A 21,882-nucleotide genomic window follows, 5' to 3' on the forward strand; every position below is an offset into this window, starting at 1 on the left:
ACAGTCATGCGCACCTTTCATCCCGTATCGCCACTATTTTGTGGCGGTGTCGGCGACGAAGGGACACGGCATGCACCGCACGCGATGGGCCGCGCTGCTGGCCCATCCGGCGCGGGTGGTGGTCGGCGCCTTCGCCGCGGCCATCGCGTTCGGCACCGGGCTGCTCGTCCTCCCCGTCTCGGCGGCGAACGGGCTGCCGACCGGCGTGGTGCCCGCCGTGTTCACCGCGACCGGCGCGATGTCCGGCGGGCTGTCCCTCGTCGACACGGGCACGCACTGGAGCCTCTTCGGCGAACTGGTGGTGCTGGGCCTGATCCAGTTCGGCGGCTTCGGCATCATGGCGTTCGCCTCCCTCCTCGGGCTGCTGGTCTCCGGCCGGCTCCGGCTGAGCCTTCAGCTGACCGCACAGGCCGAGACGAGGAGCCTGGGCATCGGGGACGTCCGCAGAGTGCTGCTCGGCATCGCCCGCATCACCGCCGTCGTCGAGCTCACGGCCGCCGTCTGGCTGGCGCTGCGCTTCCACTTCGGCCATGGGCAGCCGATCGGGCAGGCGGCGTACTCCGGGGTGTTCCACGCGGTCTCCGCCTTCAACAACGCCGGATTCGGACTGCGCCAGGACAACCTCGTCGGCTACGCCTCCGACTTCTGGGTCATGGCGCCGATCGCCCTCGCCTGCATCCTCGGCAGCATCGGCTTCCCTGTCCTGCTCGAACTGCTGCGCAGCCGCCGCCGGGGCACGTTGGCCCGCTCCGCCCGTCACTGGTCGCTGCACACCCGGCTCACGCTGCTCACCACCGCCGTGCTGCTCGCCGTCGGCAGCGTCCTCACCTGCCTGCTGGAGTGGACCAACCCCGGCACGCTCGCCCCGCTCGCCTGGCCGGACAGGCTCATGAACGGCTTCTTCAACGCCGTCACCGCCCGTACGGCGGGCTTCAACAGCGTCGACGTCGGGGAGATGCGGCACTCGACCCTGCTCGTGACCACCGTCCTGATGTTCATCGGCGGCGGCAGTGCGAGCACCGCGGGCGGCATCAAGGTCACCACCTTCGCCCTGCTCGCCGCCGCGATCCTGGCCGAGGCCCGCGGCGACACGGCGGTGGAGGTGATGGGCCGCCGGGTCGCGCCCGGCGTCGTGCGCCAGGCGCTGACCGTCGCCCTGCTGGGCGTGGGCGCGGTCATGGTCGCCACCATCATCGTCCTGACGGTCAGCGACGCATCGATGGAGGAGGTCCTCTTCGAGACCACCTCGGCGTTCGGCACCTGCGGACTGACCACGGGAATCACCCCCGACCTGCCGGTCGAAGGGCAACTCGTCCTGATCGCCCTGATGTTCGCCGGCCGGCTCGGCCCGATCACCCTCGCCTCCGCGCTCGCGCTGCGCGAACGCGGCCGCCGCTACCAGCTGCCCGAGGAGCGACCCGTCATTGGCTAGATCCCGATACCTGGACCGGCTGCGTCGCCGCGGCGCCCACCGGCCCTCCGAACGCGCCGCCGCCGCACCGCGAGCAGGACAGCTCCGGGGCGACCTCCGGGTCGCCGTGATCGGGCTGGGGCGCTTCGGCTGCTCGCTCGGCACCGAACTGATGCGCCGCGGCTGGGACGTCCTGGGCATCGACTCCGACGCCGCCCTGGTGCAGCGGATGCGCGACGTGCTGACCCACGCGGCCGCCGCGGACTGCACCGACCCCGAGGCCCTGGACCAGCTCGGGGTGGTCGAGTTCTCCCGCGCCGTGGTGGCCATCGGCGACTCCCTGGAGGCCAGCGTCCTGGTCACCTCCAACCTCGCCGACGCGGGGGTGCCCCTCATCTGGGCCAAGGCCGTCAGCCGCCAGCACGGCAGGATCCTGGAACGGGTCGGCGCCCACCATGTGGTCCTGCCCGAGCAGGACATGGGCGAGCGGGTGGCGCACCTGGTCACCGGCCGGATGCTCGACTTCATCGAGTTCGACGACGACTACGCCCTGGCCAAGACCGTCGCACCGGCGTGCGCGACGGGGCAGCCGCTCGGCGAACTCAGGGTCCGCGCCAGGTACGGCGTCACCGTCGTCGGCATCAAGCGCTCCGGCGAGGACTTCACGTACGCCACCGCCGAGACGGTCGTACGCCTCGGTGACATCGTCATCGTCACCGGACGGACCCGGGCGGTGGAGACCTTCGCCGACCTCGTCTGACGGCGCCCGGGGCCGTATTCGCCTCCGCCGCTGTATCCGCCCCTTCGCCCCCTCCGCCGCACCCCTCAGGACCGGTCGGCCGCGCGGTCCAGGCCCGGCTCCAGGTCCAGGCCCGGCTCCAGGTCCAGGTGCGGAAGGTGGTGGCCGAAGCGCTCCCGCTTCGTGCGCAGATAGAGGATGTTCTCCTCGCGGGGCGTTGTCAGCAGCGGCACCTGTTCGGTCACCTTGATGCCGTGCCGCAGCAACGCCTCGCGCTTGCGGGGGTTGTTGGACAGCAGCCGTACGGATCGCACCCCGAGGTCGTGGAGGACGTCCGCCGCCACCTGGTAGTCGCGCGCGTCCGCCGGCAGCCCGAGCGCGAGGTTGGCCTCGACGGTGTCCAGCCCCTCCGCCTGGAGCTGCATCGCCCGGAGTTTCGCCAACAGGCCGATCCCCCGCCCCTCGTGGCCCTGGAGATAGACGAGCACGCCGCGCCCTTCGCGCACGACGGCGCGCAGCGCCGCGGACAACTGGTCGCCGCACTCGCAGTGCCGGGAACCGAAGGCGTCACCGGTCAGACACTCCGAATGCACGCGGGTGAGTGCGTCGTCCCCTTCGACGTCGCCGTACACCAGCGCCATGTGTTCGTCACCGCTTTTCCGGTCCAGATAACCGACGGCGAGAAAAACCCCGTATTCGGTGGAGAGTTGGACAGTTGCCATGCGTTCGGTGCCGGCTGAACGCGCACCGTCGCGGTGTACGCCATAGCTGTCTGTCATGACCGGATCCTATCGGGTAGCCTCTGGGAAATGGGCTCGGAAATGGGGCGGGGAAGGGGTCGGGGAAGATGAACGGCCCGGACGCGGGAGCCCCGGTGCGGGGACTTCTGCCGCTGGACACGACGCTGGACGCGGGGGCGCGGCGGGCCGGTGTCGCGGTCCTGCCCATCGGCAGCTTCGAGCAACACGGGCCGTATCTCCCCCTGATGACGGACACGCTCATAGCCTGCGCCATCGCCCGGGAGGTCGCCGCCGCGTATCCGGTCCTCCGGCTGCCCCCGGTGACGGTCTCCTGCTCGCACGAGCACGCGGCATGGCCGGGGACCGTGAGCATCTCCGCCGCGACGCTGTACGCCGTCGTGCGGGACATCGCCGACTCGCTGCGCCGCTCGGGCATCGGCAGCCTGGTCCTGATCAACGGCCACGGCGGAAACTACGTCCTGCGCAACGTCGTCCAGGAGTCCGCCGGGTCCGCCGGGTCCGCCGGGTCCGCCGGGTCCGCCGGGTCCGCCGGGGCCGCAGGCGGCGGTACGCGCATGGCGCTTTTCCCGGGATCCGCCGACTGGAGTGCGGCAAGGGACCGGGCGGGCGTGCGGACACCGGCGCACAGCGATATGCATGCCGGTGAGCTGGAGACGTCCATCCTCCTGCACGAGCATCCGGAACTCGTCCGCTCCGGCCATATGACCTCCGATTTCCTCGCCGACGACCGCGAGCATTTCCTCACCCTGGGATTGCGTGCCTATACGGAGACCGGCGTGATCGGCCGGCCGTCCTTGGCAACGGCCGAGAAGGGCAAGGAATTGCTCGCCGGACTCACCGATTCGTTCGCCGGGTATTTCTCGTTGCTGGCCCCCACGGAATCCCCGGACCCGGCGCCGGGGGAGGCACGATGACCGGCCGCCGCGGCGCGGTGGAGAGCCGTGCCACCGTGCTCGGCGCCGCGGAAGCCTGGGAGCGGCTGCTCCGCGTACGGTCCGAGGCGGACGCCGCGTCCGCCGGGCTGCTCAGGGGTGCCGACGGCCGGCTCCGGTGGCGGGACGCCTCGCCCGCCGCCGCTGTCCTCGCCGACCGCTATCTGCCGCTCTGCCTGGCCGGTCCGCGCACCACGTTCGCACAACTGGGGCAGAGCCTCGACGGGTTCATCGCGACCCGCAAGGGTGACGCCGACTACGTCACCGGTGCGCAGGACCGGGAGCACCTGCACCGGCTGCGCGCGCTGGCCGACGCGGTGGTCGTCGGGGCCGGCACCGCCGTCGCCGACGATCCCCGGCTGACGGTCCGGGCCTGTGCCGGGCAGCACCCGGTGCGCGTCGTCCTCGACCCGCACGGCCGGGTGCCGCTGCGGCGCAGGGTGTTCACGGACGGGGAGGCGCCGACCCTGTGGGTGGTGGGCGCCGACAGCGCCGCTGTCGCCGGTGCCGGTGCCGGTGCCGGAGGCGTCGAGAACGTCGAGGGCGTTGACGTACTGACGCTGCCCGACAGCGCCGCGTTCGCCCCCCGCCGCCTGGTGCACGAGCTCGCGCGGCGCGGTCTCGGCCGGGTGCTGGTCGAGGGCGGCGGTGTCACCGTGTCGCGCTTCCTGCACGCGGGTGCGCTTGACCGGCTGTACGTGACCGTCGCGCCGGTCCTGATCGGCGACGGCGTCCCTGGCATCGGCTTCCCCGGCCCCGACCTGATGCGGGACGCGCTCCGGCCGGCGGTGCGGCGTGCCGCCCTCGGCGAGGACACCCTCTTCGAGCTCGACCTGCGGACGCCGCATTCCGGCGACCCACTGGACGGCGAGCACCCCGAGCCCCGGCAGGCTCGCGACGAGGGCCAGTAGCCCGTACACCACGGCGACGGTCAGCCCCTGCGCGGTGCCGAGGCCCGCGGCTCCGAAGGCCCAGGCGGTGACGCCCTCCCGGGGGCCCCAGCCGCCGACGTTCAGTGGCAGGGCCATCGCGAGCAGCGCCAGCACCATCAGGGGGAGCAACTCGGCGGCGGGAGCGGTCGATCCGGCCGCGCGGGCGGCGAGGAGGAACATCCCGAGATGCCCCGCGAGCACCGCGACCGACGAGACCAGCACCCCCGGCCAGTTCGCCCGGGCGAGCAGTCCGAGGCGCGCTTCGGCCAGCGTGGTGCGCAGCGCACGGCGCCACCGTGAGCTGTCCGGCCCCCGGCGCAGCCGTACGGCGGCCACGGCCCCGAGCCCGCACACCGCGCACACCGCGCCGACCGCGGCGATCACACCGGTCGTGCCGCTCGTGCCGCTCGTGCCGAGAGCCGCCGCCGGGGCCGCGGCGGGGTACGCGGCCAGGAGCGCCGCGCCCGTCGCGACCAGCACCGCCTGGCCCGCGACCCGTTCGAGGACGACCGCGCGGATGCCCCGGCCGACGGCACCGGCGCTGCGGCCGTGCCGTACCCCCCGGTGCACATCGCCGATGACGCCCCCGGGCAGCGCGGCGTTGAGGAACAGGGCCCGGTAGTAGTCGGCGACGGCCCGGCCGAGCGGCAGCCGGATGCCCAGCCCCCGCGCCACCAGGCACCAGCGCCATGCGCACAGCACGGTGGTGAACAGGCCGAGACCGAGCGCCGCCAGCAGGGTCGTGCCGTCGACACCGCGCACACCGGCGAGGAGGGCGCCGGTGCCCTGCCACCACAGCGTCGCCGCAAGGATGCCCGCGCCGGCGAACAGGCCGAGGCGCGCCCGGACCGCCCCCACCGCCCCCACCGCCCCCACTGCCTCGATCGGCACCACTGCCCGGATCGCCCCGTTCACGGGGTGCGCCCCGCCGGCCGGGGCAGCGCCAGCACATCGCTGTGGTGCACCACCACCCGCAACTCGCCCGCCTCGCAGGCGGCGAGACGCCGCCGCAGATACGCGTCGGCGCGCGACGCGAGCTCCGGCCGCTGCTCACGGGCGGCCCCGACCCAGCCCCGCAGCCACTGCTCCGTCAGCGCGGAGGACGCAGGCCCTGGGGCCCGTCGTCCGGGCCCCTCCGCGCTCGCGAGCCCTGGTACGCACAACTGCGGCTCCTCCCTCCGGGCCCTGCGGGTCCGGGAGGCGCCCCCAGTGGTCGCTCGCCCATGCTCCGCCGCGGCTCCGTCCCCCGCCTCGCAGCCGCACGGACCGGACCCACAGCCGCACGGACCGGACCCCGCTTCCCCCGTGGCGGCAGCCTCTGACGTCCCCGTCGGCCCGACCCGGTCGACGGGACCCAGCCGCCACGGGCTGCTCTGGGCCCGTACGGTCATGCCGTGCCGGGCGAAGGCCACCGACGCCGCCGCGACGGCGTCAGGTCCGAGGAGTCCCCGGCCCCGGTCGGCACGGCGCTGGTGGGCGTTGAACGCGTCGGCGATCTCGGCGTCCATCGGGTCGGCAGGGGTGAGGTCGACCCGCCCCAGCACCGACAGCGCCAGCAGCGCCGGGCAGCCGGCCCCGGCGCAGGTCGCGACGAGCCCGTCCAGCTCCTCGCGCGTGAGCAGGTCAAGGAGCGCGGATGCCGTCACCAGCGAGGTGCCCCGGAGCCCGGCCGCGGTCAGGCGCGCGATGTCACCGTGCTCCGTCGCGACGGTGACCGCGCCGCCGTCGGCGGCCGTACGGGGCAACTGCCCGGCGGCCAGGGCGAGCAGACCGGGGTCGTGGTCGTGCAGGATCCAGTGCTGGGGACCGTCGAGGCGCGGGGCGAGCCAGCGCCCCATGGAACCGGTGCCGCAGCCGAGGTCACGGATCACCAGGGGCTTGCCGCCCCCGGGCCGCGCGAGGAACTCCCGCAGCGGATCGAGCAGTTCCACCGCGCGGGCCGCCTCGTCGGCCGCCTCCCGCAGCGCCAGCCACTCCGGTGTGTAGTGGGCGACACCGGTCGCGCTCATGCTGCCTCCAGGGGGTGCTGCCGGGTGTGTTCGAGGGCCTTGGCCAGGGCCCGCGCGGTCGTCTCCCAGCCGGCCAGGGCGGTACGCCGCCGTCGCGCGGCCGACTTCGCCCGGTGGCGCTCGCCTGAGTCGGTGAGCCAGCGCCGCAGCGCCGCGGCGAGCGCCGCCGGGTCGTCCGGCGGGACCAGGGCGCCCGGCAGGCCCCCGTCGGGGGCGCGTCCGAGCGCCTCGGGGACGCCGCCGACGGCCGTCGCCAGCACGGGGACGCCGCGTGCGAGCGCCTCGGTGACGGCCATGCCGTAGGTCTCGGCGTGCGAGGTGAGCAGCAGGAGGTCGGCTGCGGCGTAGCTGGCGTTCAGTTCGGGGCCGTTCCGGGGGCCCGCCAGGTGGATCCGGCCGTCGAGGCCGTGCCGCGAGATCAGCTCGCGGACCCGGGCGGCGTAGCCGGGGTCACCGCCCGGTCCGCCGACCAGGGAGCAGCCCCACGGCAGGTCGGCGACGCCGGCCAGGGCCTCCACCAGTAGGTGCTGCCCTTTGCGCGGGGTTACCGAGGCCACGCACAGCAGACGCGGCCCGCCGCCGGTGCCCGAGGCCGTACCCGCCGCCAGGGGCGCGATGTCGGCGCCGGGCACGGCGACATGGACCCGGCGGGCGGCGAGTCCGTGGTGGTCCCGGAGCCTGCGGGCCGCCCAGTCGCTGGTCGCCACGATCGCCGTGGCGGCCCGCAGCGTGCTGCGTTCCGCGGCGTCCAGGGCCGCGGCCACGTCCGGCGCGAGTCCGGTCTCGTCGGCCAGCGGCAGATGCACGAGCACCGCCAGGCGCAGCCGTCCCGCCTCGGGCACGAGGGTCTCCGGGGCGGCGCAGGCGACGAGCCCGTCGAGGAGGACGAGGGAGCCGTCCGCCGACTCGGCCAGCGTCCGGGCCAGTTCCGCGCGCGCCCCGGCGCTGGGACGCGGCCAGCCGCCGGCGACACGGTGCTCGTGGAGCCGCCAGCCGAGCTGCGGCAGCTCCCGGCAGACCCTGCGGTCGTACGTGTTGCCGCCGCTCGGCGCCCCCGGATCGTCGACGGCGCCGGGCATCATGAACCGGACCGTGCGCCCGGGTTCGGGGCTGCCGGCCGCGAGGCTCACAGGGGCCGCTCGTAACTCGCCCACGCGATGTGCGATTCGTGGAGGGTGACCGCGATCGCGGACAGACCGCGGGCGCCTTCGCCCAGCGCGCCCGCGTGCACCCGGTCGGCCAGGCGGTCGGCGACGACCTTGGCCAGGAACTCGGTCGAGGTGTTGACCCCGGCGAACTCGGGTGCGTCGTCGAGATTGCTGTAGTTGAACTCCGCCACCACCTCGCCCAGTTCGCTCGTCGCCAGCCCGATGTCGACGACGATGTTGTCGGCGTCCAGCTCGGTGCGGCGGAAGGTGGCGTCCACCAGGTAGGTCGCTCCGTGCAGCCGCTGCGCGGGGCCGAAGACCTCGCCGCGGAAGCTGTGGGCGATCATCAGATGGGTGCGGACGGTGACGCTGAACAACGGCTGTGACCTCCCGGTGCGACGTGGCCGGCCTGCGCGGCCCCCTGCCCTTCACTACGGCGGAAGGGCGCGGACTGTTCAACGACGCAGGTCGTCCGGTGTCAGGTGCCGAAGGGCCCGCTCGGGGCGGCCCGATGGGTGTCCTGGTCGTACCGCACGCGGTGGCACAGCCCCGGCAGCTCGCCCGAGGCGATCCGCGGCAGCACCGACGGCAGTTCGTCGAAGCCGCACTCGCCGGTGATCAGCGCGTCGAAGACGGGGTCGGCGAGCAGGTCGAGCGAGAGCGCGAGCCGGTCGGCGAAGCTCCGGCGGGAGCGCCGGGCCTCGGCCACCCGCCCCACCTGGCTGCCGCGCAGGACCAGCCGGCCGGAGTGGAACGCCTCCCCCAGCGGCACGCTGATGCGCCGGTCGCCGTACCAGCTCAGCTCCAGGACCGTGCCCTCCGGGGCGAGCAGCTCCAGACAGCGGGTGAGTCCGGCCTCGGTGGCGCTGGCATGGACGGCGAGGTCGCAGTCGCCCAGCGCGTCCTCGGGGAGTGCGAAGCCGACGCCGAGCGCCTCGGCGACGGCGGCGCGGGCGGGTTCGGGGTCGACCAGTTGGACGCGTACACCCGGGTACTTGGCGAGGAGCGCGGCGACGGAGCAGCCGACCATCCCCGCTCCGACGACGGCGATCCGGTCGCCGACCAGCGGGGCGGCGTCCCACAGGGCGTTCACCGCCGTCTCCATCGTCCCGGCGAGCACGGCCCGCTCGGCGGGGACGCCGTCCGGCACCGGGGTGACGGCGCTCGCCGGCACGACGTAGCGGCTCTGGTGCGGGTACAGGCAGAAGACCGTGCGCCCGGAGAGCCGCCGCGGGCCCTCCTCGACGACGCCGACGCCGAGATAGCCGTACTTGACCGGCCCGGGGAAGTCGCCCTCCTGGAACGGCGCCCGCATCGCCGCGTGCTGGCTCCGCGGCACGCCCCCGCGGAAGACGAGGCTCTCCGTGCCGCGGCTCACCCCGGACCAGAGCGCGCGCACCACGACGTCGTCGGCGCCGGGCTCGGGCAGGACCACGTCCCGTATCTCGCCGTGGCCGGGGGAGCTGAGCCAGAAGGCGCGTGCGGCACGCTCCATCGGCGCCCTCCCGCTGAACGCTCGTACGACGGCTTACGTTCTGACAATCATGAGGCCGCGCACACGGTACGCGGCACCCGTCGACTCTGTCACACGGCCGGAGGGTGGTGAGCGGTGGCCCCGAGCGGCAACCACGACACGAGGCGGCTGCGCCCGGAGCCGGCCGCGGGGGCGCTCGCGACGACGCTCCTGCTGGTCCTGCTCGCCGCGGCGGGCGGATTGGGGCCCGCAGGCCTGCTGGCGGGTCTGGCGTTCACGGCCGCCACCTGGGCGGTGCTGGCGCGTGCCCTGAGCCGGTCGCGGACCGGGCCGTTCGGGCCGGCCAACGGCGTCACCCTGGCCCGGACGACGCTCATCGGCGGGGTGACCGCCCTGGTCGCGGACTCCTTCGCGGGCCGCACCCCGGTCGCGGTCCTGGTGGCCCTCACCGCGGTGGCGCTCGTCCTTGACGCGGTCGACGGACAGGTCGCCCGGCGCACCCGGACGGAGTCCTCCCTCGGGGCGCGTTTCGACATGGAGGCCGACGCCGTCCTCATCCTGGTGCTCAGCGTCCAGGTCGCCCTGTCGCTGGGCGCATGGGTGCTGGCGATCGGCGCCATGCGCTACGCCTTCGTCGCGGCGGCCCGCGTACTGCCGTGGCTGCACGGGCCGCTTCCGCCGAGCACGGCACGCAAGACGGTGGCCGCCCTTCAGGGGATCGTGCTGCTCACGGCCACCGCCGGGATCCTCCCGCGGGTTCTCGCCCACGCGGCGGTCCTGGCGGCGCTCGCCTGCCTCGTCTGGTCCTTCGGACGGGACATCGGATGGCTGTGGCGCGTCAGGATCCGCCCGGGCGCGGCCGTGGTCAGGGACGCCGACGCGGTGCGCGAGAGGGCGTGACCGAGGCGGTTCCGGAGGCGTGCACCAGACCCCGCTTCCGATATGGCATCCCGGACGACAAGCCCTAGCTGTATTGACCCGCAGGGTTGTTGACGAGTGATGCCCTCGCACACGGCTGCCACCGCCCGGGCGGCGTCCTCCACGATCGGCCGGACATCGATTGACGACTCAGGCGTGGTGGGCCCGGGGGGAAGCCTTGATCCTTGTGCGCCTGAGTACCGCGCTCGCGTATCGTCGCCAAAGTGACTGACACGACCATCGCGGACAGGACGCATATCTCGGTTCACGATGTTGACGGCCTGATCACTGCGTTCGGTCTCGGCGGCGTGCTGGGTAGACACCATCTGGCCGAGGGCCTGATGAACGTGAACTGGCAACTGGACACTGTCGTCGGGTCCTTCGCCCTCAAGCGGGTCATGGATGTACCGCTCGACCGACTGCGGCGCAACCTCGCAGTTCTCCCCGCCCTCGGCGCCGAAGGCATCCCCGTGCCCACCCCGGTCACCACGGCTTCGGGCGACGCCATCGCCGAGGTCGGTGGCGAGGCATACTGCTTGTTCCCGTGGGCGGTAGGGGAACATATGCGTGGAATTGATCTCCCTCTTCCGCGAGTGTCCGCGCTGGGTGCACACCTTGCGCGCCTCCATAGGGCGCTCGGGGCAGTTGCCGACAGCGGGCAACTGCCCCCCGTGCCCGAGAGGGGCAGAGCGGACGTGACAGCACCGGAGCAGGCCGTTCAGAAGGCTGACCGGCACACGGCGGCAGTGCTGGCGCGCAGTGCCGGCGACGCGTTTGACGCTGTGGCGAAGGTCGCCCTGGAACGACGCCGTGCCCTGCTGGCCGAACGCTCCCATCTGCGCCCGCAGAGCGCTGTCCCTGTCGGCCCTCACGGCTGGACGCATGGAGACTTCCAGTACCGGAACCTACTCTGGGCAGATGGCGAGCTGGCCGCTGTCCTGGACTGGGACCGGCTGGGCGTCCGCCCATACGCGGAAGAAGTCGTTCGTACGGCGCAGGTGCAGTTCGGGGTGGAGGGTGTCTTCGACCTGGAGCGGGTGTCGGCCTTCGTTGCCGGCTACCGGTCGGTGATCCCGTTGGAGTCGGCCGACCTGGCCGACGCCGCGCGCCGCCTGTGGTGGAAGCGGATGACGGACTTTTGGCAGCTCGAATTCCACTATGACCGGGGCGACTGCTCCTTCGACGAGCTGTTCATCGCCGATGAGGCGCTCCTTCACTGGTGGACGGAGCGACTCGACGTGGTGGAGCGGGCGTTCGCCGGGTCTGCCTAGATCCCCAGCTCCCGGAGCTCGGGCAGGCACGGCCGCGTGAACCCGGCCGCCCGGCGCCGGGCCCTTGCGCCGAGCGCCTCGCGGTCCGCTGCCCGGATCGCGCGCGCCCATGTCTCGGGGCTGGCGGCGGGCAGGACGATGCCCGCGTCACCGATGGCTTCGGGGATGCCGCCCCGGTCGGTCCCGATGGTCGGGACGCCGTGGAGCGCGGCCTCGATGATCACGCGGGGGAAAGCGTCTTCCACGGTGGAGGGGACCAGCAGCAGGTGGTGGCTGCGGTACAGCGGCCCCATGTCGTACACGCGGGGCACGTACGTCACGTTCGGGTGGGCGGCGAAGTCGGCGGCGGTGTCCCACCAGCCTTCGACCAGGGTGAAGTGCTGTTCCGGCATGAGACGGATGAGCCGGTGCAGTAGCGCGGAGCCCTTGGCGGGGATGGGGTTGATCATGAGTACGGACGCGGTGCGGGCCTCGCCCGAGCTCTCGTCGGGCAGCGCGAACGGCGGGTACATCACGGCGAGGCGGGTGCCAGGCGCGTGGGGTGCGCGCGCCCGGACGAACTCTGACACGGCGAGGCCGTAGTGGGGTCGGCCGCCGAGGACTCCTAGGCCGGTGGCGGAGACCGAGTGCAGGAGGCCGACAACGAGCGCACTCGGTCGGGCCCGCGTGGCGAGCTGTGCCGAGCCTTCCTGCGAGGTGAACACAATGTCGGGGTGGAGGTCTCCCAGGAGGCCGTCGAGGGCGTGCTCCACGTTGTTCTGCGTCAACGCAGAGCATTCGACCCCGTTCCACCGGTAGCGCAGGGTGCCGTCCGTCTCGTCGTACGGGACGCGATGCCTGTCGAGGTGGGCGCGCATGTCGGGGAGCTGAGTCACTCCGTCCCAGGGCGCCTCGTGCGAGCCGAGGTAGGTGACGTGCCAGCCGGCGGTGGCGAGTTCTTCGGCGAGGAGCTGCTGGGTGACCTCGGCGCCGCCGATGAGGAACGGGGGCGGGGTGCGGCGCCAGGCGAACAGGGCGGTGGGCATCCTTCTTCACCTTGCCCAGTAGGTGACGAGGGCTTCCACCGCCTGCGCGACGTCGTCCGGAACGGCGTCGGCGGCCAGGACGACGAGTTCTCTCGTCGCGGGCCGCCGGGGCGTGTGGACGAAGTAGTCGCGTGCATGGCGGAGGAAGCCGGGCTCGTGGAGGAAGTACTCGGACTCAGCGGCGGTGTGGCCGGCGGTCTTCCGGCGGAGGTGGAGCGTGTCCCCCGGTACGTCGAGGTAGAGGGTGTGGTCGGGGCGCAGGAAGGAGAGCGTCCTGAGGCGGTCGCGGAGCTGGTGGTGGACGCCGTACCCGAACAGGGCGTCCAGGGCGTACGCGTGGGCGAGGAGGGTGTCCACGGAGCGGTCGAGGATGACGAGTTGCCTGCCGCTTGTGGTGGCCTCGGCGAAGCGCGTCGCTTCGATCTCCATGAACCTCTCGAAGGCGGCAAGTTGGGCAGCCGCCGAGTCGGTACGGGCCGGAGGGATGTCGTCGCGGTGGGCGATGTGCTTGACGTAGCAGTCGGAGACGAACGCCCGCGATCCGAGGTCGGTGCGGCGGAGGTGGCGTATCGCCGTGGACTTGCCGGCGTAGGAGGGTCCTTCCAGGGCGATGATCAGCACGTCGGCTCCTCCGTCCGGTAGAAGCGCTCGGCGTAGAGCCCGGGCCCGTCGACGAGGTCGGCCGCCGTTGTGAAGGCGTGCCGGATCGGGCGGTACATCTTCCGGGCCGGGTACATCTGCGAGCCGTGCATCCGCAGGACGGTGACCTTGTCGAGGACGACGTTGGTGATGTCGACCAGCTCGGACCGCATCGTCGCCCCCGTACGCGTACGGAAGAGGTGCTGGTCGCAGCCTGCGAGCGCGTACGTGGACCAGAAGGCGAGGTCCTCCCAGAACCAGCGGCAGCCGAGGCGGACCGCTGCCTCGTGGACGAGGAGGTGGTCGGGGTGGCGGGTGACGGCGGCGGGCGCGAGGAGTTCGGCGCCGGGGTGGGCGGCGACGATCCGGCGGAGCTCGTCCGTGATCCGGTCGAGCGCTTCGGGCGTGTAGGGCCGGTACGGGGGCTCGGCGTCCTTGTGGCCGAGGAGGTGCCGGCGGGCGACGAACGGCGCGAGCGCGGCGGCACCCTCCCGGTCGCGCAGCTCGGACACGGTGTCGACGTCGGCGTACGTGGTCTCGAGGGCGGGGTGCACGCTCCGGGATCGGGTGAAGACGGTGACCACGGTCAGCGGTCGGGGGTGGGCGAGGAAGGTGCCTGAGGCCGAGAGGGCGAAGTCGTCGTGATGGGGTTCGATGGCGAGGACCGGGCGGCCGGCGAGGGTGCGCGCCTCGATGTAGTACGGGACGCGGGCGTGGGGTGCCGTCACCTCCAGGACGCGGTGGTCGTGGTATCGGTGGCGGGCGGCGAGCTGCTGGGTGTGCGACTGGTGGGCGCGGTGGAGGTCGTCGGGAAAGGTGTAGATGCCGGTCCCGTCCGGCATGGGCAGGGTCAGGGTCGATTCCACGGTGGTCCCCTTCGTCATCGCACGGTCGTCTCGTACCAGTGGCGCCACATGCGCGGTGACCGAAGGCGCAGGCGGGCGGTTACGGGGTTCTGCCACCAGAGCATCCGGAGGCTCGACCACTGGTCGTAGCGGCGGGTCGACGGGCGTACACGCAACTCGTCGAGGATGGTCACGGGCCGGTCGGTGGCCTGGCCGTGGGCGGTGAGTCGGGCGAAGAACTCCACGTCCTCGCTCATGAACAGGTCGTCCCGGTACCCGCCGACGTGGTGGAAGGCGTCGGCGGTGCAGAACTGGTTGACGCCCTGGGCTCCGCCGCGGCGGGTTCGGTAGTGGTCCCAGTACGCGCACAGCAGGCGGGCGCCGAGCCGTTCGGGCGTGTAGAGCGGGGGGATGGCGCCGCCGACGGCCCCGGCGTCCATGGCCGCAGCAGCGGCGGTGACCGCCTCCAGGGGCAGCGCCACGTCGGCGTCGGTGAAGAACAGGCGTCCGCTGCGGGCGGCGTGCGCTCCGGTGTTACGGACCCGGCCGATGTTGCGAACGGCTTCGGTGACGACGCGGACGCCGAAAGAGGCGGAAATGTCGGCGGTGGCGTCGGTGCTGGCGTTGTCGACGACGATCACCTCTCCCGTATGGCCGGTGATCTCCTCCCAGCGGGCGAGGGAGGCGAGGACGGAGGGCAGGTAGCGGGGCAGGTAGGCGGCCTCGTTGAAGGCCGGTCAGGGCGAGGGCAGCGCGCGAGACGGCCGGCGGCACTCTCGTGTTCACCGCAGACCCGCCGGTTCCACGCCGATGGCACCCAGGCGCCGGACGTGACGCATGGTTCTTGCCAGGTGCCGCCGGTATTCGACGACTTCCTCCGTGCCGGGGCAGTCTGCCTGCCACGGCTTCTCGGGGCCGACGAAGTGCACGAGGGCGGCGGTCGGATCGGGCTTCGGCGACCGTGTGACGACCCGGCGTACCCAGTTCCCGCGTTCCAGGAATCGGCCGACCTCGAACCGGTTGAAGCCGCCGGCCACGGGGCGCACTCGGCCGGATCGCAGCAGCCACAGGTTCAGGGCGTCCTGGTCGTTGTGGAGGATGTGGCGCCGGGCGTGGATCAGGGTCTGCTCGACGCCCTGGCGGATGCGGGGCATGTGGTCGGTGTGGGTCCAGAGCACGCCTGCGTTGAAGTACGGGCGTCCTCGCAGGTGGGGCCAGCGCTCGGCGGCTCCGGGCAGCGCCGGGCACTCGCCGACGGCCGGGTTGAACTCGTCCCGCACAGCGCCGGTCTCGTCCGAGGTGAGGGAGCCGAGCGGCTCGCTCACGTCTCCGCGTACGAGCACGTCGGCGTCCACGTAGATCAGGTAGGGACGGCGGACGAAGCTCGGCGTGAACTCGAACCGCAGATAGGTGGTGACGGTGATGTACGAGGCGTCCGCCATGCGCGAGGTCCGCAGAGGGGCGCATCGGCGGAGGCCGAAGGAGCCGAAGCCGACCCGCTTGGCGAAGTCGGCGAGCAGGAGGGCCTGCGCCGGGGCCAGGTCGAGGGTGAGCACCCGTACGGCGGCGTTGCGGCGGGACGCCGGGGTGAGGCTGTCGGCCAGGCCGGCGAGGGTGGCGAGGCCGGGGACGAGGTACTGCTGGTCGATGCAGAGGCCGAACGCGTACACGGCGACTTCGCCTTTCGGGCGTGGTGCACGGGCGGGACGGAAGGGTCGGCAGTGAGCGCGGGTGCTCAACAGCTGTCCCGGGCTTCGGAGCGGGCGAGGATTTCGAGGCTGTCGGGCTCGTCGGTCTCCCAGTGGGGCCCGCCCCCGGTCGGCGGTCGCAGCACCCACACGGTGCCGCCGGTGCGGACGTCGGTGACGATCGCCCGCCGTCTGTCGCCGTCCCGCACGAGGTCGCCAACCCAGGCACGCTGGGCGTTCACGAGGCGCCCTCCTCGTACGTGTCCAGCTGCGTGAACCAGCCGGAGGCCGCGTCCGCGATGTCGCGACGGCGCCGGGCCTGGCCAGGGGTTCGACGGGCCGGGGCGCCGTTCGACGCGTCCGCGAGGAACCCTCCCCGGTCGCGGAGGAGAACGCCGAGAGCCGCGAACTGGGCGGCGTCGGCAGCGACATGCGTCGGGCCGCTGACGACGACGCCCCGGATCATCCCGGCGGACAGGGCGGACGTGACGGCCTGCCAGCCCGGCCGCTCCATGAGCGGCAGCGCCGGGTCGGGGTCGGACCAGACGCCGGCGACGTGCCAGTGCCGGCCGTCGGCGTAGTAGCGGCCACGCTCCTCGCTCTCACCGAGGGCGGTGGAGGTGGTGGCGCACAAGTAGACGGCGACGGGTACGTGCCCGAGGCCGCCGGGGGGATTGTTCGGCATGCCCACAAGGCTGCTGTGCTGCGGAATTCGAGCCCAGGCACGGCCCGTCGCAGTGGAGAGACTCCGTATCCGGTCGGACTGCCACGTCCCGTGGCAGCTGAAGCAGGGTCGCCCGAGGGTGTGCCACGCCCCATAGCAGTCGCGCTGATGGCGCGCTCGTACCTACTACGGGCCGTGGTACTTCGGCTCGTAGGTCAACGCACTCCGAGGGGCACGCCCGCGGAGTTCGCCAATCCTCGCAGTCGGTTGACAGACACGCCGGCGAGCCTGCTGATGATGACGCCGGGAAGCATCTGGTGGCGCACCCATCCCGGGGCCATCGCGCAGACGGCTTGGAGGGTGTCGGCGGCTGCATCCCACCGTCGGCATTCGACCTGGGTGAGGGCGACGTCCAGGCCGTAGCGGGCCCGTGTGGCCAAGGGCACCGTGTCGTCCAGGCGGACGGTGTCCGTGAGCCGCAGCGCTCCAGCCGTATCGCCAAGGGCCACGGCGATGCTCATCGCCTGCGTGGCGGCGTACATCGGTCCGTACGGCTGGGCGTGCGAGCCGCGGGCGTGCTCGTCCCCGATCCGGGCAGCAACGGCGTGGGCCTGGGAGAGGTACTCGCGAGCGTTGTCGGCATGCGCACCGCCCCGGGAAGCGGCGACGGCGGCGTTCGTGACGAGTTGCCCGTACACGCTCAGGCGTTCCGGGTCGTGCTCGCTCATCTTGGGCTCGATCCGGTCGGCTTGTGCCGCGGCAAGGAGGAAGCCCTGCTTGGTCCGGCCGTCGCGGAGATTGACCCACGCGGTCGTGGCGGCGAGGTGCGTGTCACGCAGATCATCCCCGCCCTGCACGGCAATCTGGCGGCCGTACGTCAGCGCCGCATACGCCAGATCTCGTGATCCGAGCACATTGGCAGCCATGCCCGCCGTCTGAAAGGTGTCGATCAGGACGCCGGCGGCGGCTTCCCGCTCATCGAGGTCGGCCGCGTCGAACCTGGCCCGCGCCTCGGGAAGGAGCCGCCCCAGGAGAGTGCCGAGCTCGGTGTACCGGCCTTCCCAGTACGCGGCATCCGCACGACGGACGACGGCGCGGAGCTCTTCGACGGTGCCCGGCTCGACCTCGGCGGGGATGCCGATGGCCGCGTCATGGGTGGCTGCGGAGACCAGGCGCAACGCGGACCGCTCGTCACGGTCCATGGACCGTCGAGGCGCCTGCTGGCCGAGGAGCACGGCGATGTCCGTACCGAGCGCGTCGGCGATCGACAGCAAGGACGGCAGGGAAGCCGTTCCGCCACGTTCGAGCTTGCGGACCACGCCGACCGACACGCCGGCCGCCTCCGCTAACTGCTCCTGCGTCATGCCGCCGCGCAGCGCCTTCAAGCGCTCAGCGGTGGTGTACTCCGCCCACTGCATGCTCCAGAACCTCCGCGTGATGGACCCCACACGGACAGTACTGGCTGGAGCGGTGGAGCTGACAGCCTTTGATCAGACGGCAGTTGGGTTCACGCGGCGAGCACCGCCGTGACACCGATGAGGGCCTCCAGCTTGGTCACGGCCGTGTCCTCGTCCGTGACGTGGACCGTGGCGATGCCCAGATCGGCCGCCGGCGGAAGGTTCACCGCGTGATCGTCCACGAACACGCACCGCTCGGCGGGCAGCCCGATCCGCTCCAGGGCGAGCTCGTAGATGGCCGGATCGGGCTTGGCCATCCCGACCAGCTCGGAGACGACGTGCACGTCGAACAAGTCCCAGATGCCGACGTGTTCATACGGGTTGAACGGGTCGAGACCGAAGCTGTTGGACAGCAGGGCGAGACGGTGACCGGCGGCACGCGCGGCACGCGCGAGTGCGACCATCCGCCGGGCCGCAGACACCCCGGCCCAGGCCCGCCCCATCAGGTTCACCGGATCCACATGCGCACCCAACAGTGCGGCCGTGCCCTCGTTCCACTCGGCCTGCCCGATCTCCCCGATCTCCAGAGCCGCGTACAGACGCCGGCCCTCAGGGTGATCGTTGAGAATGCCACGCCACGCGCCCGGAGCCAGCCCCTCTGACACACACCACGCACGATGGGCGGTCCTGGGGTTGGCGGTGAGCACCCCGGCGAAGTCGAGGATCAGGCCGCGCTGCTCGCGCCCCCCGGCGGTGGCAGTGCTGTGCGACATGCGGTGACCGTCCCTTCCGCGATTGGTCTCACGGGGACGCTACCGCCTGTCGAGCACCCCGAAAGCGCCAAATACCCACGTGCTCCGGGCGATGAGGCTTCTTGTTCCCCACCCACGTCAGGCTGTTCCTCACACCTGCGCTGTTCCTCACCTTGCGTCGGTGGACGGTCAGTGGCAGCAGTCACAGCCGGGACGGCAGTCGTATGCGTTGCTCGCGTTCATGTTGGTGCCAGGCGACCCGCCGTGGCCGGAAGGAGACCTCGGCGGACCTCCTCTTCCGGTGGGTACAGGACGCACGGGTGGACGCCCACCACGCCTCAGAGTGCACTGAGAGGCTCGATGCGGCACGCCAGGGCAGACTCCCTCAGGTTGTCGGGACCGGCGTCACAGTGTCGCGGGGCCGGACCGGGGACCGTAGGCGGTCAGGAAGCGGTCACGGAAGGTGTCCATCCGCCAGACGGGGGCGTCCGGGCCGGGCTTCAGGCCCTCCTGCCAGCCCCACCCGGAGATCCGGTCCAGTACGGCCGGGTCGCGCGCCACGACCGAGACCGGTACGTCCCGGCCGAATGCGCCGCGCGTGACGGTGGGTACGGGCTGGTGGTCGCCGAGGAAGACGAGGACGGTGTCGTCGTCGCCGTACTCCTCCACGTACGAGACGAGGCTGTTCAGCGAGTACTCGATGGCACGCCGGTACTCGGTGCGCACCTGGTCCGGGTCCTGCCACACCTCTTCGGGGTCCTTCCCCGCGTCCTTGATGGAGTGGTAGACGGAGCCGTCCCCGATCTCGTCCCAGCCGACGGCCGTGGGTATGGGCGCCCAGGGGTTGTGGCTGGAGGCGAGGACGATCTCCGCCATCAGAGGCTCATGGCCCCGCCTGCCGTGCTCCAGGCGTTCGAAGGCCGAGAGGGTGAACTGGTCGGGCACCGGGGTCCAGCTGAACTTCGGCCCCTGGTAGCCGAGTTCGCGCGAGTCGTAGACGTGGTCGAGGCCGTAGAACCTGCCCTCCGGCCAGGACCGGGTGACGCCCGGCATGATGCCGACCGTCCGCCAGCCGCCCGCGCGCCGGAAGGCGCCCGTGAGGGTGAGCCGGTCGCCCGACGTGAGGTTGCGGTAGCGCTGCTGGTTCTTGATCCACAGGCCCGACATGAAGGTGGAGTGGGCGAGCCAACTGCCGCCGCCCGACGTCGGGGAGGTGAGGAAGGCGCTGCGGGACGAGTAGCCGGCCGCGCGCAGCTGCCTGGTCCCGTCCGCGAGTACGTCGCCGACCTGCGGGGCCATGGCGGGGTCCTGGACGGCGCTGCGGCCGTAGCTCTCGACGAAGACGAAGAGGACGTCCTTGCCGCGCAGCCCGGTCAGCAAGCGGTCGCCGGGCGTGCCGCGGAAGGCGTCCACGCCCGCCTCCCCGGCGAACTTCCGCCGGTCCTCCAGACCCGCGTACACCTGCCGCGCACGGCTCTGGACGGCCCCGGCCGCGCTGTCGGCGGCCACCGGCACACCGGCGAGCTGCGCGCCGAGCGCCGTGCAGAGCATCCAGACGGTCCCGAGGACGAACGTGCCGCCGGTCGAGGCGGCGGTGTGCCGGACCGCGAGGCGGCTCAGCCGGGCGGTCGCCAGTGCCATGACGACCACCAGGGAGACGGCGAGGACCACGACCGCGGTCGCGGCAGCGATCGCGCCGGCCGGGCCGACGGAGTCCCTGAGGAACGCCTGGGCGTCGTCGAGCAGGATCCAGTCGAGCACCGGGTCGAACGGCCGGGCGAGCACCGAGTGGAAGCCCATGTCGAGCAGTCTCAGGACGGTCAGCAGGCCCAGGGCCGTCCCGGCGAGCACCGGCAGCACCCGCACCACCCGCACCACCCGCACGACCCGTCCCGGCTTCCGCGGCAGGACGAGCAGTACGGCGGTGGCGAGGACCGCCTCCCCCGGGATGCGTGCGAACGCGCCGGGCGTGAGGCGGCCGAGTTCGCTCGGCAGGAGGAGGGCGGCGAACACCAGCAGGGCGGCCAGGACGGTGGTCGCTCGCGCCGTCGTCCGCGCGGCTGCGGGGTGTTCGGACCGCATGCCCCGTCGGCCCTCTCGGCCCCGCTGGCCGTCGGGGACCGCCTCGTCCGGGCCGTCGTCCGCCGCGGGCTCCGGGGAGCCCTGCCGCGGCAGGTCCTCCCCGGTGACGGCGGCGTCCGTGTCCAGCGGCTGACGGCTACGTATCCTCAGCGACACCCGGGAGGTCCTTCCGTGCGGAGCCGGCGGTGGCGCGGCGGACCGGGGCACGGGGCGCCGGGGCCGCGGTTACCTGTACGGGCGGCCCGCGGCTCCGGTTCAAGCGACCGCCCCCCACGCGGTGTTCGGGAAGCTGAGGGTCCGGTAGACCGCCACGTTCCCCGCCAGCTCCGAGCAGGCCCGCGCCGCCGCGCCGGCGCGATGCGTGTAGGCGGGGTCGCCGGCGTCCAGCAGCACGCCCAGCGTCGTACCGCTGTGCCCGACGGCCACGCCCAGGCCGCCGACCTCGCGGCAGATCTCCCGCATCGGAGCGAGTGACCGCTTGTGGCGGAGCGCCTGGTTCATCAGGGCGCTTCGGGTCGCCACCCGGCCCACCTCCGCGAGGTCCCGCGAGCGCACGGCGCCGGTGAGCCGGTCCAGCAGCCGTGCGTACTCCCGCCGGTCGGCCGCCGTGAAGGGCTTCGGGATGCGGTTGAAGTCGACCGTGTCGACCGCGCCGCCCTCGTCGATCCCGACCACGGCCATGGCGGGCAGCGAGCCGAGGACGGCGCGCAGCCGCACGGTGCGGTGGTGGAAGGCGACGATCGCCGGGTAGAGCACTCCGTCCGTGGGCTCGATGCGCGCCAGCAGCCGCTCGATCCGGGCGGGCGGCATCGGGACGTCCAGCGCCTGCCCCACCGCGCGTGCCGTGGCGACGAGATCGGCCGACGAGCTGGCCAGGCCCTTGCCTTCCGGGATCACGCTGCTGACGGTCAGCAGACCGGTCACCGGGAGCCCGGCCTCCTCGGTGATCATCCGGGCCAGCCGGAGGGCCTTGGACTTGTGGGCGGGGCGGACCAGCAGCTCCGTGAGGCCGGGGTCCTGCCGGAAGGTGGCCATCGTCCACCGGGCCACGGGCAGCGTCACCAGGAAGTCGCCGTTCTCCTCCGGCAGTACGCCCTGGAGCAGCTCGCCGAAGGTGCCGAAGGCGGTGCCCACTCCCGCGGGCCTCGTACGGAGCCGTGGATCCACCTCATGGGACAGCTTCACGGATTTCCTC

Annotated in this window: 21 protein-coding genes and 2 pseudogenes; 6 read left to right on the plus strand and 17 right to left on the minus strand. The window is 72.7% G+C overall.

Annotated features, from left to right (window positions below; translation table 11 throughout):
* Nucleotides 1–70: 70 nt before the first annotated feature.
* Nucleotides 71–1,432 (plus strand): TrkH family potassium uptake protein, encoded by a 1,362-nt coding sequence (locus KK483_RS18735; protein WP_262006359.1) that lies wholly within the window; start codon nucleotides 71–73, stop codon nucleotides 1,430–1,432.
* A complete protein-coding gene (locus tag KK483_RS18740; RefSeq protein ID WP_262006360.1) occupies nucleotides 1,425–2,171 on the plus strand; it encodes a TrkA family potassium uptake protein in 747 nt (248 codons plus the stop codon). The genes KK483_RS18735 and KK483_RS18740 overlap by 8 nt, the downstream gene beginning before the upstream one ends.
* Before the next feature lie 65 nt (nucleotides 2,172–2,236).
* On the opposite strand, the gene ribA is transcribed toward KK483_RS18740, so the two are convergent.
* The gene (gene ribA / locus KK483_RS18745; RefSeq protein ID WP_262006361.1) at nucleotides 2,237–2,929 is read right to left on the minus strand and encodes a GTP cyclohydrolase II; all 693 of its coding nucleotides are present in this window, start codon (nucleotides 2,927–2,929) and stop codon (nucleotides 2,237–2,239) included.
* A 68-nt stretch (nucleotides 2,930–2,997) separates the two neighbouring features.
* Here ribA and KK483_RS18750 point away from each other — a divergent pair, with 68 nt between their 5' ends.
* Nucleotides 2,998–3,825 carry a creatininase family protein gene (locus KK483_RS18750; protein ID WP_262006362.1) on the plus strand — a complete coding sequence of 276 codons (828 nt, stop codon included), beginning with the start codon at nucleotides 2,998–3,000 and terminating at the stop codon, nucleotides 3,823–3,825.
* Nucleotides 3,822–4,754, plus strand: a complete 933-nt coding sequence (locus KK483_RS18755) for a RibD family protein (protein ID WP_262009591.1) — start codon at nucleotides 3,822–3,824, stop codon at nucleotides 4,752–4,754. The genes KK483_RS18750 and KK483_RS18755 overlap by 4 nt, the downstream gene beginning before the upstream one ends.
* Nucleotides 4,755–4,784: 30 nt before the next feature.
* Here KK483_RS18755 and KK483_RS18760 read toward each other — a convergent pair.
* The 5 genes and pseudogenes from KK483_RS18760 to KK483_RS18780 all read right to left on the minus strand — a co-directional run.
* Nucleotides 4,785–5,690, minus strand: a pseudogene (locus KK483_RS18760) (lysylphosphatidylglycerol synthase domain-containing protein); the annotation flags it as partial.
* Entirely contained in the window at nucleotides 5,687–6,784 is a 1,098-nt protein-coding gene (locus tag KK483_RS18765; RefSeq protein ID WP_262006363.1) for a class I SAM-dependent methyltransferase, read from the minus strand. The gene KK483_RS18765 and the pseudogene KK483_RS18760, both read right to left, overlap by 4 nt.
* Nucleotides 6,781–7,938 (minus strand): glycosyltransferase family 4 protein, encoded by a 1,158-nt coding sequence (locus KK483_RS18770; RefSeq protein WP_399014312.1) that lies wholly within the window; start codon nucleotides 7,936–7,938, stop codon nucleotides 6,781–6,783. Before KK483_RS18770 ends, KK483_RS18765 begins: the two co-directional genes overlap by 4 nt.
* The gene (locus tag KK483_RS18775) at nucleotides 7,911–8,309 is read right to left on the minus strand and encodes a 6-carboxytetrahydropterin synthase (protein ID WP_262006365.1); all 399 of its coding nucleotides are present in this window, start codon (nucleotides 8,307–8,309) and stop codon (nucleotides 7,911–7,913) included. Before KK483_RS18775 ends, KK483_RS18770 begins: the two co-directional genes overlap by 28 nt.
* A 101-nt stretch (nucleotides 8,310–8,410) precedes the next feature.
* Nucleotides 8,411–9,427: a zinc-binding alcohol dehydrogenase gene (locus KK483_RS18780; RefSeq protein ID WP_262006366.1), complete on the minus strand. Its 1,017-nt coding sequence runs from the start codon at nucleotides 9,425–9,427 to the stop codon at nucleotides 8,411–8,413.
* 114 nt (nucleotides 9,428–9,541) lie between these two features.
* Here KK483_RS18780 and KK483_RS18785 point away from each other — a divergent pair, with 114 nt between their 5' ends.
* Together KK483_RS18785 and KK483_RS18790 are read left to right on the plus strand one after the other, a co-directional pair.
* A complete protein-coding gene (locus KK483_RS18785) occupies nucleotides 9,542–10,306 on the plus strand; it encodes a CDP-alcohol phosphatidyltransferase family protein (RefSeq protein ID WP_262006367.1) in 765 nt (254 codons plus the stop codon).
* A 242-nt stretch (nucleotides 10,307–10,548) separates the two neighbouring features.
* Entirely contained in the window at nucleotides 10,549–11,595 is a 1,047-nt protein-coding gene (locus KK483_RS18790; RefSeq protein WP_262006368.1) for a phosphotransferase, read from the plus strand.
* Here the strand turns inward: KK483_RS18790 and KK483_RS18795 are convergent.
* The 11 genes and pseudogenes from KK483_RS18795 to KK483_RS18845 form a co-directional block, all read right to left on the minus strand.
* A complete protein-coding gene (locus tag KK483_RS18795) occupies nucleotides 11,592–12,620 on the minus strand; it encodes a glycosyltransferase (RefSeq protein ID WP_262006369.1) in 1,029 nt (342 codons plus the stop codon). The two genes, KK483_RS18790 and KK483_RS18795, sit on opposite strands and share 4 nt — an antisense overlap.
* A 6-nt stretch (nucleotides 12,621–12,626) precedes the next feature.
* Nucleotides 12,627–13,241 (minus strand): hypothetical protein, encoded by a 615-nt coding sequence (locus KK483_RS18800; RefSeq protein ID WP_262006370.1) that lies wholly within the window; start codon nucleotides 13,239–13,241, stop codon nucleotides 12,627–12,629.
* Nucleotides 13,235–14,101 carry a PIG-L deacetylase family protein gene (locus KK483_RS18805; protein WP_262009592.1) on the minus strand — a complete coding sequence of 289 codons (867 nt, stop codon included), beginning with the start codon at nucleotides 14,099–14,101 and terminating at the stop codon, nucleotides 13,235–13,237. Before KK483_RS18805 ends, KK483_RS18800 begins: the two co-directional genes overlap by 7 nt.
* 38 nt (nucleotides 14,102–14,139) lie before the next feature.
* Nucleotides 14,140–14,829 (minus strand): annotated as a pseudogene (locus tag KK483_RS18810) (glycosyltransferase); the annotation flags it as partial.
* Nucleotides 14,830–14,886: 57 nt separating this feature from the next.
* Nucleotides 14,887–15,774: a glycosyltransferase gene (locus tag KK483_RS18815; protein ID WP_262006371.1), complete on the minus strand. Its 888-nt coding sequence runs from the start codon at nucleotides 15,772–15,774 to the stop codon at nucleotides 14,887–14,889.
* A 65-nt stretch (nucleotides 15,775–15,839) separates the two neighbouring features.
* A complete protein-coding gene (locus KK483_RS18820) occupies nucleotides 15,840–16,034 on the minus strand; it encodes a hypothetical protein (protein WP_262006372.1) in 195 nt (64 codons plus the stop codon).
* Nucleotides 16,031–16,477, minus strand: coding sequence for a hypothetical protein (locus KK483_RS18825; protein WP_262006373.1), 447 nt, complete (start codon nucleotides 16,475–16,477; stop codon nucleotides 16,031–16,033). Before KK483_RS18825 ends, KK483_RS18820 begins: the two co-directional genes overlap by 4 nt.
* A gap of 194 nt (nucleotides 16,478–16,671) precedes the next feature.
* Nucleotides 16,672–17,874, minus strand: coding sequence for a helix-turn-helix domain-containing protein (locus tag KK483_RS18830; RefSeq protein ID WP_262006374.1), 1,203 nt, complete (start codon nucleotides 17,872–17,874; stop codon nucleotides 16,672–16,674).
* Between the two features lie 89 nt (nucleotides 17,875–17,963).
* Nucleotides 17,964–18,626 (minus strand): HAD-IA family hydrolase, encoded by a 663-nt coding sequence (locus tag KK483_RS18835; protein ID WP_262006375.1) that lies wholly within the window; start codon nucleotides 18,624–18,626, stop codon nucleotides 17,964–17,966.
* Between the two features lie 384 nt (nucleotides 18,627–19,010).
* A complete protein-coding gene (locus tag KK483_RS18840) occupies nucleotides 19,011–20,843 on the minus strand; it encodes a sulfatase (protein ID WP_399014317.1) in 1,833 nt (610 codons plus the stop codon).
* A 99-nt stretch (nucleotides 20,844–20,942) separates the two neighbouring features.
* A complete protein-coding gene (locus KK483_RS18845) occupies nucleotides 20,943–21,872 on the minus strand; it encodes a kinase (protein WP_262006376.1) in 930 nt (309 codons plus the stop codon).
* Nucleotides 21,873–21,882 lie beyond the last annotated feature (10 nt).

The organism is Streptomyces sp. FIT100 (genome assembly GCF_024584805.1).
GTDB lineage: Bacteria > Actinomycetota > Actinomycetes > Streptomycetales > Streptomycetaceae > Streptomyces.